The 16,503-nt window shown below is 44.5% G+C and carries 12 protein-coding genes; 1 reads left to right on the forward strand and 11 read right to left on the reverse strand.

The window, feature by feature from the left end:
- Positions 1–93: 93 nt before the first annotated feature.
- The 5 genes from FC07_RS01195 to FC07_RS01215 form a co-directional block, all read right to left on the reverse strand.
- Complete coding sequence (locus FC07_RS01195) at positions 94–3,240, reverse strand: AAA family ATPase (protein ID WP_057903305.1); 3,147 nt, start codon at positions 3,238–3,240, stop codon at positions 94–96.
- A complete protein-coding gene (locus FC07_RS01200; RefSeq protein WP_057903306.1) occupies positions 3,240–4,358 on the reverse strand; it encodes an exonuclease SbcCD subunit D in 1,119 nt (372 codons plus the stop codon). The genes FC07_RS01195 and FC07_RS01200 overlap by 1 nt, the downstream gene beginning before the upstream one ends.
- Before the next feature lie 87 nt (positions 4,359–4,445).
- Positions 4,446–5,246: a bifunctional hydroxymethylpyrimidine kinase/phosphomethylpyrimidine kinase gene (thiD, locus tag FC07_RS01205; protein ID WP_057903307.1), complete on the reverse strand. Its 801-nt coding sequence runs from the start codon at positions 5,244–5,246 to the stop codon at positions 4,446–4,448.
- 68 nt (positions 5,247–5,314) lie between these two features.
- Positions 5,315–6,301: a nucleoid-associated protein gene (locus FC07_RS01210; protein WP_057903308.1), complete on the reverse strand. Its 987-nt coding sequence runs from the start codon at positions 6,299–6,301 to the stop codon at positions 5,315–5,317.
- A 62-nt stretch (positions 6,302–6,363) separates the two neighbouring features.
- The gene (locus tag FC07_RS01215) at positions 6,364–8,529 is read right to left on the reverse strand and encodes a peptidoglycan D,D-transpeptidase FtsI family protein (protein WP_057903309.1); all 2,166 of its coding nucleotides are present in this window, start codon (positions 8,527–8,529) and stop codon (positions 6,364–6,366) included.
- Between the two features lie 246 nt (positions 8,530–8,775).
- Here FC07_RS01215 and FC07_RS01220 point away from each other — a divergent pair, with 246 nt between their 5' ends.
- Positions 8,776–11,409 (forward strand): YfhO family protein, encoded by a 2,634-nt coding sequence (locus FC07_RS01220; RefSeq protein ID WP_235807420.1) that lies wholly within the window; start codon positions 8,776–8,778, stop codon positions 11,407–11,409.
- Positions 11,410–11,457: 48 nt separating this feature from the next.
- Here the strand turns inward: FC07_RS01220 and FC07_RS01225 are convergent, their stop codons facing one another.
- The 6 genes from FC07_RS01225 to mltG all read right to left on the reverse strand — a co-directional run bounded on the left by FC07_RS01225 (position 11,458) and on the right by mltG (position 16,463).
- Positions 11,458–12,132, reverse strand: a complete 675-nt coding sequence (locus tag FC07_RS01225; protein ID WP_057903310.1) for an HAD family hydrolase — start codon at positions 12,130–12,132, stop codon at positions 11,458–11,460.
- Between the two features lie 41 nt (positions 12,133–12,173).
- The gene (locus FC07_RS01230) at positions 12,174–12,806 is read right to left on the reverse strand and encodes a response regulator transcription factor (RefSeq protein WP_057903311.1); all 633 of its coding nucleotides are present in this window, start codon (positions 12,804–12,806) and stop codon (positions 12,174–12,176) included.
- The gene (locus FC07_RS01235) at positions 12,803–13,906 is read right to left on the reverse strand and encodes a sensor histidine kinase (protein ID WP_057903312.1); all 1,104 of its coding nucleotides are present in this window, start codon (positions 13,904–13,906) and stop codon (positions 12,803–12,805) included. Before FC07_RS01235 ends, FC07_RS01230 begins: the two co-directional genes overlap by 4 nt.
- A complete protein-coding gene (gene liaF / locus FC07_RS01240; RefSeq protein WP_057903313.1) occupies positions 13,903–14,634 on the reverse strand; it encodes a cell wall-active antibiotics response protein LiaF in 732 nt (243 codons plus the stop codon). The genes FC07_RS01235 and liaF overlap by 4 nt, the downstream gene beginning before the upstream one ends.
- Before the next feature lie 167 nt (positions 14,635–14,801).
- Positions 14,802–15,278 (reverse strand): transcription elongation factor GreA, encoded by a 477-nt coding sequence (gene greA, locus FC07_RS01245; protein WP_057903314.1) that lies wholly within the window; start codon positions 15,276–15,278, stop codon positions 14,802–14,804.
- A 96-nt stretch (positions 15,279–15,374) separates the two neighbouring features.
- The gene (gene mltG / locus FC07_RS01250) at positions 15,375–16,463 is read right to left on the reverse strand and encodes an endolytic transglycosylase MltG (protein WP_057903349.1); all 1,089 of its coding nucleotides are present in this window, start codon (positions 16,461–16,463) and stop codon (positions 15,375–15,377) included.
- Positions 16,464–16,503 lie beyond the last annotated feature (40 nt).

Genomic DNA, 16,503 nt, shown 5'->3' on the forward strand with positions numbered 1-16,503 from the left:
GGTTGCCCATTTAATCGCATACTGGCGTTTCCCCCTTTGATAAACGGTTGTTAACGGTGTTCCATTGTAACGAAAACATTTCAAAAACACAAGTTAGTCCGCCCCTAGTAACTGATACCGCACATGACTTTGCCCCCCACCATCCATAACAACCTGTAATTGATTGGGAATGCGATCACGTAATGCTGCCACATGACTAATGATGCCAATCATTTGGTGCGTGGCATGCAGTGATTCCAAGGCATTCAGGGCCACATCCAAGGATTCGGCATCTAAGGAACCAAAGCCTTCATCAATAAACAGTGTTTCGATCCGCGTTTGACCATTTTGAGCTTGAATGACTTCACCAAAGGCCAATGCTAAGGCCAGTGATGCAATAAAGCTTTCCCCACCTGACAAGGTTTGAACGCTACGGACGGCCCCAACACTGTCATCAAAAATATTCAGCTCTAAGCCTGTTTGATTGCGATAACTCCCCGTCGCATCATTTAATTGTAATTGATAACGGCCATTGGTAAGCGGCAGCAAACGTTGATTCGCCACTTGCAGCACTTGCAATAAATATTGTTGTAACACATAGCGCTCTAAGCTTAACTTTTTCGCATTATTACCTGTCACCACGTTAACCAGTCGTGCCTGTTCAGATAGTGTTTTCAACGTTGTGGCCTGTTCCTTAAGGCCAGTGGTCAATTGCTGCTGATACTGTTGATTGGCTGCTAAGGACTGCTGTTGTTGGTAATAATCCGCAGTAACCGTTTCTAAAGCCGCCTGGGCCGATGCCAATGCTGCTTTTAAATCGGCTAAAATCGGTGGCTGTTGCTGGCCTAATTCTTGTTGCAATTGCTGGATCTCAGTGGTTAACGTCAACTGTTGGGTTTGATACGCCGCTACCTGCTTTTCTAACGTCGGTAAGGCCGTCACTTCAGTTAATGCCGTCACATAGTCCGTAAATGGGGCCCGAATGTGAGGCCAAATCGTCTGTAAACCAGTCTGTAGCGCATCACCTTGTTGCTGCAACTGCGCTTGTTGTTGTTTGAGTTGTGCTTGCTGTGTCACTTGCTGAGCTTGTAAGCCCGCCAATTGCTGTTGGCCTTGTTGCTGGGCTTGTTGAACCTGCCGCTGTTGCTGATCAAAAGTCGCTAGATCAGCCGTTAATTGCGCTAAGGCTTGTTGAAAAGCGGTGGCACTTTGATATTGCGCTGGCAGTTGCTGTTGCAGATCTTGCCGTTGCGTCTGTAACCGCGTTAAAGCAAGCTGTTGCGCCTGGATGGTTTGTTGTAATTCAGTGACCTTTGCCGCCTGGGTTTGCTGCTGCTTTTGCAACATTACCACTTGTTGCTGGGCCTGTTGGCTCCGCTGATAAGCTTGTTGAACGTCAGCCAATTTTGCTTGTAAGACTTGTTGCTGCTGCGTTAACGTGGCCTGTACTGCCGCCAACGTCACCGTCACATCAGGTGTCAGTTGACCGGCCTGTTGTAACGCAGCGATTAACGCTTGTTGCGCCTGCACCTGATCGTGTTGCTGCTGCGTCAGTTGCTGCTGCTGATTTTCAAGTTGCGTCGTCCGCTGGGTGACCAGCTGCTGCGCCTGGGCCAGGTCGGCTTCACTGGCCGTCACTTGTGCTTCTGTAACAGTCGTTGCTTGCACGGTTTGTGGTTCGATCGTATGGGTCGTTGCACCACAAACTGGACATGGTTGGCCTGGTTGCAGCAGTTGTTGTAACCGACTAATTTGCTCAGCTGCCCACTGACTTTTCAAACGCTGAGTCTGCGTGAGTTGCTGCTGACAAGCCTGATGCGCGGCCTGTTGTTGCTGCGTCGCCGTTGCCACCGCCGTCACTTGTTCCGCGACTGCAACTGCCATCGCTTGTAACGCTGCGCCTTGCGCTTGCCAGGTCGTGAGTTGTTGCTGTTGTTGTTCAAGTGCCGTTCGCTGCTGAAGCTGATCTGACAACTGAGCGGCCTGCTGCTGGCACTGGGTTAATTTTTCCTGTAATTGTGTTGCTTGGCTTTGGGCTTGTTTAAACGCTGTTTGGTGTTGTTGCAATTCTTGTTGCGCTGCAGCCAAGTCTGCAGTGGTTTGTGCTAACTGTTCAACGGCCGGTTGTAACGCCTGCCAAACATGTAATTGTTGCCGTTGTTGCGCCATTGCAGGTTCTTGTTTTACGAGTGCTTGCGCTTGCTGTTGCAATTGTGTTAATTGTGCTTGTTGCTGTTGGATGGCCTGCTCTGTAGTGGCAATCACTTTTGTTTGTTGCGTCAGCTGCTGTTGCTGTTGCTGCCAATTTTCGAAAGTCGTCTGGTACTGCTGCAATTGCGTAAAGCGCTTGATCTGGGCTTTCCAAGTATCAACTTGTGCTTGCTGTGCGGCTAAAGTGGCGAGGGCTTGCTGTTTCTCAGTCAATGCGGTTTGCCACTTCACCAATTGTTCACCATGGTTTAAAGCGGTCTGGGCTTGTTGGACCACCGTTTGTTGCTGATCAACCGCTTGTTTCACTTGAACCAACGCCTGCCGTTGTGCTGTTAGCTCCTGTTTTAACAGTGGTGCCAAGCTCGTTGGATCTGTCACATCAGGTGTCCCGTTAGCCCAATGGATCTGTTGCACCAACTGGGTTAATTGGGCGAGCTTTGCTTTGGCCTGATTTTGGTGTTGATTGAAGACTTGCTGCATTTGTTGGGTCCATTTGGCATAACGTTCCGTTCCAAATAAACGGCGGAGCACTTGTTCCTTTTCGTCACTATTGGCAATTAAAAAACGCCGAAATTCGCCTTGTGGTAATAAAATGATCTGAGCAAACTGATCCGCATCTAACTGCAACACGGCTTCTAAGGCCGCTTTCACGGTACCGGCCTTGGTGTGTTCCGCAATTTGTGTTTGATCTTGATAAATTTTTAGTGTGACCTTGGCAGGCTGCTTACGAAAACCAGTCCCGCGCTTTTTAGCCACCAGCTGTTCGGGTAGGCGGTGGAGCTCGTATTGTTTAGCCCCCGCTTGGAACCAAAACGTCACTTGCGTTAGCGCAGTGGGTTCTGCAAACTTAGACCGCATTTGTTGACCTTGCCGCTCATTACCAGATGTTCGGTTAAACAGCGCAAAACACATGGCATCAAAAATCGTGGTTTTACCACTACCTGTTTTACCACTGATCAAAAACACCGTATCACTGGCTAATTTCTGAAAATCAATGTCCGTATGACGGTAAGGCCCAAAGTTTTCTAAACGTAACCGTAAAGGCCGCATTATTTTTCCCCCTTTTCAACCGTGCGCAACTGTTCTTGCGCCCATTTTTGTTGGGCCGCCGTTAAGGCCGTTCCATTCAATGCTTGATAATAGTCAGCCAACAAGTCCAGCGGGGCAAGTTGTGCGACAGCTTGCGTTGCCTGGGTTAACTGGACGGCACCGGTTGCCCGCCGCACCTGCAACAAATGCGGGTAAATAGTTTGGAGCCGACCACGTAAATTTGGAATAATATCGTCATCCGTCAACGTAATCGCTAAATAATCATCGGTCGCTTGTTGCTCATAAAAAGTCGGTGTTAGTAACGTTTCAAAACTCGCATTTAACTGACGCAAATCTCGCAGCGGGTGTAAGGGCACAAACTGAGCCTGAAATGGCGCCGTATCCACGATCCAAACCCCTTTCGTCTGACTCGCTTCACCAACCGCAAATTTCAAAGGGGCACCGCTATACCGAATCCGGTCCTGGTGCAGTGCATCTTTGGAATGCAAATGCCCTAAGGCCACGTAATCAAAATCGGCCAATAAGGCTAATGGTACAATATCTAAACCACCAATCGTCAAGCTCGTCTCAGAACTCCCAATATCCCCACCAGCTGCAAAAAAATGGGCCACTAAAACATGCTTTTTGTCCGGCAAAAATAACGTTTTTAATTTGGTGATCACAGCCTGCATAGCCTTGGCAATCGTGGTTAAGTCAGGATCATCAAAATATTGTCGGGCTGCAAAAGGTTCAAAATAAGGCAATAAGAAAAATTGCGTATCGCCTAGCACCACTGGTTCAAAGGCTTGCGCTAATTGCGTATGCAGGTAAAACGCCGTATTTTCAAACCAAGGGCTCCCAGTTGCTAACCGTGGTGCGCTATCATGATTCCCACTAATGGCCAATAACGGTAACTTTTGGTCTAAATTAATCGTTTGTAAGGTTTGATTGAGCAAATGCACGGTGGTTTCACTTGGCAAATGATGATCATACAAATCACCTGCAATGACCATGGCATCTACCTGTTCTCGTGCCGCAATCGTTTGAATTTGCGTTAAAATAGCTTGCTGATCGGCTAGCAAATCAAAGCCGTTTAATTTTTTGCCTAAATGCCAATCGGCTGTGTGTAAAAACCGCATATCAGCACCCCTTTCAATTTAAAATACGCTAAAAAACGGTTTTCCTGTTAGCATAACAGAAAAACCGTTTTAAAGTGGCTTTCAAAACTACAATTCAACCCAATGATTGATTGGACCGAACTTATGGCCCACTGCAATTTCATTGGCAATCGCACGATGTGTAAATTGCTTAGCTGTCCGAATTGCTTGTTCGACTGACTCGCCTTTTGCAATTTCAGCTGCAATACAAGCGGACAATGTATCACCAGTCCCGTTCACCCGGTCGGTTGGCACATAGTCTTCTTCTAGCCAGAAGTTTTTGCCATCTTCCAACAATACAAAATCACGTACAGTCGCTTGATCACCAGTATGCTTACCTTTGACGATCACATTCTTCGCGCCTAAAGCTTGTAACTTTGCAGCGGCTTCTTCAATATCGGCCTCTGTTGTTAAGGTTAAACCCGCTAGCTTTTGTGCTTCATAAAAGTTAGGCGTCAACACAGTTGCTAATGGAATCAACTGGTCACATAACGTTTGATAAGCACTTTCTTCCAATAACATCGCGCCATGTTTGGTAATGATCACCGGATCAACCACTAATGGTCCAAAATCATACTTTTGATAATTTTGAGCAACAGCCTCAATGGTCGGTGTATCAGCCATCATGCCTGTTTTGCTAGCACGAACTTGAAAGTCATCTGCAATTGCTGCAAATTGTTGGCCAATAAATGCTGGCGAAAATGATTCGCTAGCGTGGATGCCATAAGAATTTCCTGCTACAGCAGCAGTCATCACAGAGATGCCATATGCCTTACGCGCCAAAAAAGTATTCATATCTGCCTGCATGCCTGCGCTCCCGTCGCAGTCTGAGCCAGCAATTGTCATTACTTGTGGATATTCATTTGCCACACGATCACCCTTTTTCATCAGTAAATTAATTCCATTATAGGCTTAAACTGTTTAAATAACTAGCGCTTTTAAAATTTGTTTTCGATGGACTCAATTTGTTTAAGGACCACCGAAATCGTACCATCTGGCTGATTGATAAATTCAATTTGTTCTGGATCTTGGTAAACGGACTGTGGCACGATCAATTCGATGCCGTTATCTAATTTTAACCGTTGTTTGCTTAAATGACGTTTCACTTTCGGACTTGCTGCTAAAGGTTGTGGGGCAGTAACTTGTTCCGTTAAGCGTTCTGTTAAGGCCTCTTGTGCGGCCTCCGTTGGAAAAACAGCCTCAGCTAATGCTGAAAGATCGACGGTTTCATCCTGATCAAGCTGCTGATAAAGTGTGGTTTGGGCCTGTGACGTTGCGGTAAACGTATCTTGACTAAAATCCTCGGCCACTGCAGTCACCGCCGCCTTGACCTCTTTCATCTGTTCGGTAGCCGTTAACGGTGCTGGCAACTTTAAGAATCGTTCTGAAAAATAAGCGATTTTTTCGCCATCGACTGGAAAAACTTGATCTGCCAGCACATACTGTCCTGTGCTTAAGTTCAGACTAAACCCTTCACTGATCTTCCGTTGCGGTGCCGGTAAAACGGCCTGATTTAAAATAATCTCATTGGTGATGCCTTCCTCTGTATAATTGAGAAAATGGGTGTATTCTTGCCCCTGATTTAACTTCAATAAGGCAAAATAAGCCACATCCGCTTCGGTATACCGCACACATAATAAATCGCCTCTTGGAATTTCGGCTTGCGGTGCCGTCAACTGATATAATTGTTCTGACAGAGCTTGACTAGTCGCCATAAAATCATCAGCTGTAAATGAAACTGTCTTTAACCAGTGGTCCGTGGGTAGCGTATCTGACCGCAAATCTTGTTTTAAAAAATGTTGCAATAATTTTTCCAAATAACGGGCAACACCCGCTTCCTCTAAGTCAAGTGGTGCTGCCGCATAGAAGATATTGCCGCTAGCGCCGTCCACAATATGTAAAACAGCTTGTTCGATATAAATCATAAAGGCCTACTTTCCATAAAACAAGGCTGAAACATCACTGTTTCAGCCTTGTTTTATTGCGCTTAATTCGTCGTTGTCGTCGTACTGCTACTGCTGCTTGAAGTTGTCGACGAGCTTGAACTGGTACTGCTAGATGAGGTTTTCACACCGATTGTTTGGAAATACGCTTTGAAAATATTTTGTGCCACATTGGTATTGTAATGGGCTTCGTCCGCACTGGTTGAAATATTCGGGAAGACAACCACCACGGCCACTTTAGGATTGTTTGCTGGCGCATACCCAACAAAGCTCGATGTCAAGGTTTCTGGCGGATCCGTATCATTCGGATTATCCGGATCGTAGTAGAAGGTTTGGGCGGTTCCTGTTTTCCCGGCAATCGCTGGTGTGAAGCTCTTTAATTCATGAGCCGTCCCCCATGACATAGAACCATGGGTCACATTGTACATCCCTTGTTTCACCACGTTGATTTCAGATTGTGTGGCCCCGACCCGATTTAACACAGTGGGTTTGGTTTCAGAAACCACGGTTCCTAATGAACCGTCCGCATTTGTCTTACGAATCGACTGGACTAAGTACGGCTTCATCCGTAAGCCATTATTGGCAATGGTTGAGATATATTGGCCAAGTTGTAAGGTGGTATACGCGTCATAGTTTCCATAAGATAAATCTAACGCCTTTACCACATCACTGGTGGTCCCTTCATAACCGGCCGATTCACCTGGCAGATCAATCCCGGTTTTAATGCCTAAACCAAATTGATTGAAGTAACCCCGTTCCTTAGCAAAAATCGACTTCTTCATGTTAAAGTAAGAATTTGCCTGGTACTTGGCGTTACCTTCCTTCATCGCTAACCGCATCATATAAATGTTTGAAGAAACTTCAAGGGCCTGGGCTGCATCTAAAGAACTATAGGTTCCTGCAGAGTAAACGGCCTTTTTGACTAACCCACCTGAGAAGTAGATTGGGGTATCTGTAATGGTATTACTAGACGGAGTGATCACACCATCCATCATGCCACCAAGCACCGTTGCCCCTTTGACAACAGATCCCATGACGAAGTCACGGTTGATAATTCCTAACGCATCAGACGTAGTTTTCCCCGTCTTTGGGTTATACTTCAACCCAGACATCGCTAAAATTGCCCCCGTCTTCGGATTCAAGGCCATGGCATAGGCGCCACTTGAATACTGCGTGGCACCGGCACTTTTAGCAGAACTAAAACCACTTTGTAGCGCCGAATCGACCTTCTTTTGAAAGGCAGAATTAATGGTTAAAACTAAGTTATCCCCTTTTTGACCGGAATAAGTCTTCTTTGAACCAACAATCTTATTGTCTGCGTTTAAGGTTACTTGCGTTTGGGCTTTGGTCCCACGTAGCACGGATTCATATTGTTGCTCTAAGTAACTGGTTCCCACCCGATCATTCCGTGAATAACCTTGTGCCAAATATTCATTGATCTTATCACTGGGTAGTCCAGTCTTTTCACTGGAAACATCCCCAATAATACTGGCAACCGAAGAACCATTTGGATAAGACCGTGACCAATCATCCGTCACGTTGATACCTGGTAATTCTGTTAAATGCTCACTGACTTCTGCGACTTCTTTTTCAGACATGCCCGAATTTTTAACATAAACGGTCGACAACTGATACGCCCCACTCATGATTTTAAACATCGCTGCTGCTGATTTTTGCTGACTGGTTAAGTGCAACGCACTTGACTTCACAGCCGCTAACTCCAGTTTGTATAACGCGTCTGAATCGATCGCATCGCCATTGGCTTTATGCGTTTTGCTTTTGGGAAGGCTCGCTTCAACTTTTTTCAAGTTCTTTGCGTTGGCTAAATAATAATCAGCCTTATCCCGCCGGGTCAAACTACCAGTATCGACGCTGACCCACTGACTCAAACGATTGGCTGTTTTATAAATGTCGGATGACAGTGTATCAACACTTTTGGTATAACTAATGGCATTGTTCGCCTTATTACCAACCAATACCCGGCCTTTTTCATCATAAATCATCCCCCGGGGCACACTACTGGTGATGGTTGTTTTATCAGTTTTTTCGACTTCACCTTCAAACTTTGAGCCGTATAAGATCTGTAAATAACCAAGCTGTGCAATTAATGCCACAAACAAAATGAAAACAATGAATAATAAGAAATTTAGCCGAAACGGAATACGTGATTGCCGCTGGGCACGCTTCGTTCTACTTCGTAAAATTTTCAATTTGAACGTACTCCTTAAACATAATAGAAGTTAATGATATCGACTTGCGTCAACTGCCCTTAAAGCACTCACAACGCAGTATACTTCATGTTAGCATATCGATCTAGCATTGAAAAGGCGGCAAGGGTAAAGATTCGTTTAAGCCAACTGTCTGACATTAGCCTTTTTTTAAGTTTCTTAAAATGACTTGCGACCGATTTCGGTTTCCATTATGCTTTTTTTAAAGACATTTCCCGAGGTGACACTGTGAAACGAATCAAATTCAATCAAAATTGGCTGCCCCTAGCCTTAAGTTTTTTACTACCGTTAGTGCTAATGGGCGGCTACTTTGCCACGCGCCAAATGTTTCCGTTTGGCAAAAGTAGTATTTTAACCGTTGACCTCGGCCAACAATATATCGACTTTTTTGCTTATTTCCGCGATATCCTACTGCATCACCCTCAACAGTTCTTATACTCCTTTTCAAAAACCATTGGCGGCGATATGTTGAGCGTTTGGGCTTACTACTTAATGAGTCCCTTTAATTTATTGCTCCTGCTTACCCCTGGTAAGTGGCTAACAGCCGGTGTGTTAGGCATTACATTGCTTAAATATGCCTGCAGCGGTTTAAGCATGGGCTGGTTGCTTCATAAAACCAACGTGCAACAAGGCTTATGGATTCCGACTTTCGCGACGGCCTATGCCTTAATGGGGTGGATGATCGCCAATCAGCTCAATGTGATCTGGCTGGACGCACCCATTTTTCTACCGCTGATCTGTCTCGGGTTAGAAAAACTGTTTCAAGAAAAACGGCCACTGTATTACACATTAAGCCTCGGGAGCATGCTGATCATTAACTATTATATGGGTTACATGATCTGTTTGTTTTTGCTGTGTTACTTTATTTGGGCTAGTGTCCGCTATTGGTCCACTTTTAAAACTTGGTTACACCAATTAGGCTTATTCATCTGGGGCTCTTTAAGTGCCGGACTATTAGCGGCAGTGATTCTCTTACCCACCTTTTATGCCTTGACTCAAAGTAAGGCGACCTATACCGTCACTAAATTCAAATGGGATTGGGAATATTCCCCTTTGAAAATGCTCAGTAAATTTGTGGTCGGTGCCTTTAATTTTGATCAAATGCCCACTGGCTTTCCCAATTTATTCGTTGGCTCATTGGTTGGATTAGGGTTTATCCTCTACTTTTTACAGCGCCGGATTCATTGGCAAGTCCGCCTAACTGCCGGTGTGATCACCCTTTTTTTGCTAGCTTCCATGCTACTGCAACCATTAGACCTATTGTGGCACGCCGGGCAATTTCCCATTTGGTACCCTTACCGCTTTTCATTTGTGGTTTGTTTCTGGTTTGTTTGGCTTGCCGCGATTAGTTTCCAAAAAGGCTGGCAATTAAGGCCTTGGCAGATTTGCGTGTTAGCCGCTATTTTAATTGGCTTTATCGGCTATATTTATTTTCACCTTGCCAATTTCAACTTTTTAAAACCGAACCAGCTTATTTTAACCATTGTCTTCAGTTTCTTAACCTTGATTTTATTAATTCTTTGGCAAGCCCGTCCGCTGCGCTGGTTTGGGTTGATTTTCTTATTTTTAGTCTGCGTCGAAGCCAGTGCCAACGCCTATCTCAGCTTGAATCAAATCAGCTATGTGTCACAACATGATTATGCCGTTTACACGGCTAAGCTGAAACAAGCTGTGAACAGCATTAAACGCAATGAAACCAGCACTGATTTTTACCGGCTTGAAAAAACCTTCATGCGGACTAAAAACGACGCCATGGAAGCCAATTACAATAGCGCATCCCACTTTAGTTCGACGTTTGAAGCTGATTTACCGACCTTTATGGGTCACTTGGGTCAACCAGCTGGTGATGGCTTTGTCACGTATGCCAATGGGACCTTGCTATCAGATGCCTTTTTAAACATGAAGTATTATTTAGCCGCCAAAGACCAAGTCAAACATGGCCATCAAACAGCCGCCGCTGTTTTGCCTGCGTTAACGACTAAACCCGACCTCGCTTTCTACAGTGAGATCGGCACGACTAAAGTTGCAAAGATCTATCAAAATCCATTTGTACTGCCGTTAGGTTTTGCGGCCTCTCATGCAATTTTAAAACCAGATGAGGCCACCTACGGCCCACTGCAATATCAAAGTCAATTGTTTAATCAATTGTTAGGCAATCAACAAAAAATCGGTTATTTCCAGCCAATTTTATTCGACCGTGCCGTTTATCACAATTTAAAGCGTGAAAAATCACCGGCCAATGAAACGTATGTCAAAATCAACAAGAAAAAAGCAGCGACCTTGACCTACTACTTCACGCCGCAAACCAGTGATCCTTATTACTTAACCTTAGGCGCCAACTTAAACAGCAAGGCCATTTCACTGCAATTAAATGGTCACGCCATCACGCAGTATGATACTTTCCGCGATACCGTCGTGGTTGATTTAGCAGCCGCAGCTGAAAATCAGCCGTTAAAACTGACCATTACGTTTAAACAAAATAAGGTATGGCTACAAAATTTCCAACTTTATCACTTTAACCTAACTGCCTTTAATCAAGGGACCCAAACCTTACAAAATCAAGCCTGGCACGTAAAACAAACAGCGGCCAATCGCTTAACCGGCAAGGTGACGGTGAAAAAGCAACAAGTCTTAATGACCACGATTCCTTATGCCAAGGGCTGGCATGTGACGGTGGATGGTAAAGCCACTCGGCCAAAAAAGGTGCTGGATGCCCTAATGGCGATTCCACTAAAGGCCGGTACCCATCAAGTCACCTTGCACTACTGGCCACCATACTTGACTTTAGGCCTCTGGCTGAGCATCGGGAGCTTACTGACCACGATTGGTCTTGACTGGTTGTTTTTCCGCCGACACCGTTAAGCTACGAAAATAGCGCCAACACACTTCAACTGTGTGCTGACGCTATTTTTAGGCTCCGAATAGTTGCGCAGCCGTTAAAGCCCGAAAATCAGGTATCACTTGTGTCACGCCTGGTAAGGTTGCTAACTGTGCGCCATTTTGATTTGTTTCCAGTGCAATGATTTGGCCAACTTTGGCTCGATAGGCGGCTTCAATGCCAGATGCTGAGTCTTCAAACACCACACAATTCGCTGGTGCCTGTTGTAACTGCTTTGCCGCTTGTAAATAAGGGTCTGGGTGCGGCTTACTGCGAAATTGACCAGTGTCATAAACCACGTGTTGCCAATCAAACCAGCGGTCCAACTCAAATGTTGTCCGATAAAAGGCCAAGTTGGCCTGCGGCGCTGCTGTCGCAATGGTCCGCATCATGTGACGTTGTTTTAACGTCTCCAACAACGCCACAGCTCCTGGTGCTAAGGTTAAATGAGCTGGATCGGCCAAACACAGTGTTCGATAAATCGCCTCTTTACGGGCTGCCATTTTCACCACTGTGGCATCAGCCAGTGATTGCCCCGCAAAATAGGTCAAAATCTCACGATTATTCCGACCATGAACTTGAATTTGATATTCCTGAGGCGTCACAGTGCGGTGAAACTGTTCCTGTGCAAACTGTTGCCAAGCAGCTTCATGTTTGTCAGAATCCTTAAACAGCGTGCCATTAAAATCAAAAATAAAGGCGTGCATGATGATCCCCCTTTTGCTTTGATGTCAGTGTTTACCACAAGTTATGCTGTTAAATGATGCTTCAGCGCGTAGATTGCTGCTTGTGTACGGTCTTCTACTTGTAATTTCGATAAAATATTAGAGACATGTGTTTTAACTGTTTTCAAGGTGATAAATAGCTGATCGGCAATTTCTTGATTGCTTTTTCCTTCCGCAATCAAATGGAGCACTTCCAATTCGCGCTTGGTTAAATCTTCATATAGTTTTGGTTCTGGCTTTTGTGACAAGCGATGAAGCATTTTCGTTGTGACTTCTGGTTCAAGGACGGATTCACCTTGGCTGGTGGCACGAATCGCATCCGCAATTTCATTTGCCGTCGAGGTTTTCAACAGATAGCTCTTCGCCCCTGCTTCAATAGCTGGATAAACCTTTTCATCATCAATAAAACTGGTCACAATAATAATCTTAGCATCTGGCCAAGTTGTTAAAATTTCCTTAGTCGCCTCAATGCCGTCCATCACGTCCATCACAAGATCCATCATGATCACATCAGGTCGTAGATCCAAGGCCTTTTCCACACCAATCTTGCCATTTTCAGCTTCACCAACCACTTCAATATCGTCTTGAACGGATAAATAACTGGCCACACCGATGCGAACCATTTCATGATCGTCTACAATCAATACCTTGATCAACAGACTCCCCCCTTTAATTGCGTTTCAGTTTGCTTTGTTTCCGATTTAACCAAGGGCACCCGAATCTCAACACTGGTCCCTTGCTTGGGAAAACTAATGACCTTTGCATGCCCACCAATACCAGTTGCACGCTCTTGAATATTTTTCAGGCCATAGCTTCCCGCTTTGGAGGCCTGACGCATGTCAAAGCCCACCCCATCATCGACTACCTTTAAGATAACGGTTTGCTCCACTTGTTTCAAATAAACTTCTAGTGTTTTTGCTTTGGAATGACGCAACGTATTTGAGAGCAGCTCTTGGACGATTCGGAATAAATTGTCCTCGATACCGCTTTCCAACTGGACATCTGAAATTTGCCAGGTCATTTCCAAATGAATCTTGGTTTGGAGTTCCCGTAATAATTGAATAATACCATCTTTTAAAGAACGGCCCTCTAAACTGATTGGCCGCAAATGAAGCAATAAGGCGCGCATTTCAGATTGCGCTTCATTGATAATCTTTTCGACTAACTGAAGCTGCTTCACCATTTGCGGCGCTTTATCCGGTTTCGTGGCAATTTCATTTAACGCAGACAGCATCATCATCGCCGCAAAAAGCTGCTGGCTCACAGAGTCATGCAGCTCCCGGGCTAATCGGTGCCGTTCTTGGGTCAAAATCTCTTCCTTTGTCTCGCCGGCAACCGTTTGAGGATGATTACTATAAGCTTGTAACTCTTGCTGTAACTGAATCATACGTTGCCGCAACTGTTCAATCGTTTGCCCAAAATCCAATGAAAAGGTTTGATCAAATACGGTTGCCTGTTGTTTAAAACGATCTGCTTCATACTGCCCATTCGCCAGTAACGTTAATTTTTGCTCGGCCTGTCCCAGCTGTTGCCGAACCGTTAAATAGATCAATAATGTGACTAAAAAGCCGACCAATAGCGAACCAATCACCAAATAAATATAGATTGGGACGTACATGATCCGTACCATAAAGAGTTTAACCAGCCAATCTTGACGGTGACTGGCGTAAAAATACATAAAAAACAAGGCGTTAAGCAGTAAAAACGTGATCAAACTGACGCCTGCAAATAAAAAGCTGCGTGCTGATTTTGTCATACGAATAACACCTCGAGATCCCCTGCTAAAACGTTGGTAAGTACCTTGACCCGCCGTTCGTTATCATCATAATCATCGCTATACAACGTGAGTTCATCATTGCTAAGGTGAAACGTTTGGTTGTTAAAAGTCACGGCACCAATCAATGCCGTGTGCCGTAATTGGACTGCGGTTCCCACCGGTACCAAAATCCGCGTTCGACCAAACCCTTTGCGGATCATGATCACATTGTCGCGTTTCGGCAATAACGTATTGCCGAGATCAATAATCGTATCACCGGCTGCGATGGTCAGATCGACATCATCCCAAGCAAACACGTCCTGACCAATGGTTTGGTTGCCAAACCAAGGACGTTTGGTAATCTGCCCGTTTTTAGGGGTTGGATCGGTTACATGTAAACTAAAGAAATATTTGCGTGTCCATGGCAACCACTCCATTCCTAAAAACTCAGCCTTGTCATGACGGTGATTTGACAACATAAAGTAAAGAAAGGCACCGAACAACATGAGCCAAATAAAAGGACTGGTCAAGAAAATCGTCACTAATGCCAAAATACCAAATAACAAACAAAACGTTTTCGGTAAACGCCGCTTAGCCTTGGTATGTAAATACAGGCTAAATAGGCCTAATATTAAAAAAATCAAATATGGGGGATTTGAAAAGATCTGCCAACCGAGACAGAACAATAAGGACACTTCGACGATCAAGAATAAGCGCCAATGCCGCATGCTGGCCCCTCCTTTAATATTGAAAATAAGTTTTCTTTAGTATACCAAGCGTACGCACGCTTGGCGGCTTGCTTAAGTCGCAACTTTCATCGGTCTTAAGACTGATAACCACAAAAAAACGCCGCCCTTGCATCTGAAAACAGACTCAAAAGCAGCGTTCATTTGTTTTAGCCAGCCACCTTCGTGATGGTAACGTCCATGCTACCAGCAGGTGTTGCAATCGAAACTTTTTCACCAGTATGCTTGCCTAACAACGCTTTGGCAATGGGCGATTCATTTGAGATCTTACCAGACATTGGATCTGATTCAGCTGCACCAACAATCGTGTAGCTTTCTTCGTCTGTTTCACCATCTTCAACAAACGTGACCGTTTTACCAACTGATACTTCGTCGTTTGCAACCGCATTACTGTCAACGACTTTGGCATAATGTAACATGTTTTCAATCGTTGCGATTCGGCTTTCGACAAAGCTTTGTTCGTCTTTAGCTGATTCGTATTCTGAGTTTTCAGATAAATCACCAAAACTCCGCGCAATTTTAATGCGTTCAACGACTTCTTTACGGGTGACTGTTTTTAATTTTTCTAATTCTGCTTCAAGCTTTTGTTTACCTTCCGCAGTCATTGGGTATTCTTGTTCTGCCACTTTGTTCCACCTCAATTAAGCTTTTCTATAACGTTCACAAGCGTACCACGCGAACAGCAAGTTGTAAATTCTAAAAAAGCATTTTTTATAGTTGCCTTAGTTGACACTATTATTTTTCGTTTGAATACCAGTGTTTGTGCTGGTGTGTTCTTCAAAGTTTTGTGAGTAATAGACTTTCCCCGTTTTCAGATCGGCCACGAAATACAAGTAACCCATTGCGCGTGACTTCGGATTTAACACGGCATGAACGGAGGCAATACTAGGACTGTTAAATGGTCCTGGGCCATAACCTTTATTCTTGTACAAGTTATAAGGTGATTTCACAGCTGTATCTTTATTATACAAATGCGTTTTATGGGTATTTAAGGCATACATCACCGAAATATCAGACTGTAATGGCATCCCTGCCGCGATTCGGTTAAAGAAGACCCCAGCAATTTTGGCGCGATCACTGGCATTATTCCCTTCACGTTCACACAATGACGCTAAAGTCAGCACTTGTTGTACCGTTAACCCTTCAGATTTGATTTTCTTGTAATAAGACTTCATGTACGTATTTTCTTGTGCAACCATTTGCCGAACCAGACCCTTCAAACTGAGACCGTCATAATAGTTATAAGTTGCGGGATAAAGATAGCCTTCCAAATGATAACGAACATTTTTCTTAGCCATACTAGATGCTAATAAATCTGGATACTTTTTCGCCAATTGTTTGGCAAAAGTTTGATCCTTCATTAATTTCAAAAATGCTTTTTTACTGTATGGCGTCTTTTTGGCGATCTGATCACCAATTTGATCAATCGTGATACCTTCCTTAACCAACACCCGATGCTTGCTGATCTGACTGCCACCATTACTCAGTTGATTGGCCACTTCTTTAACGGACATCGATGGTTTTAGTTCATAAAATCCTGCCTGAAATGCTGAAAAATTGTGCGACTTCACATAATACGTAAAGATTTTAGCATTTTTAATGACCTTTTGCTTAACCAGCGTTTCACCAATTTGCTCATTAGATGCCCCTAATGGCACGCTAATATCAACCTTTTTAGTACTATGCCGATCGATAGGTTGCAAGGCAGTATGCACATAAAGTGCCCCAATTAAAACACCGCCTAAAATAAGGACCACTAAAATCCCAACGATCCAATAGACGATTTTATCCACAATTTTCTTTTCAGCCACCCGCTTATCCGCTAAATCGCGAGCATCTTGACGAACTTCA

Origin of the sequence: Loigolactobacillus bifermentans DSM 20003 (assembly GCF_001434575.1) — a bacterium.
GTDB classification, from domain to species: domain Bacteria; phylum Bacillota; class Bacilli; order Lactobacillales; family Lactobacillaceae; genus Loigolactobacillus; species Loigolactobacillus bifermentans.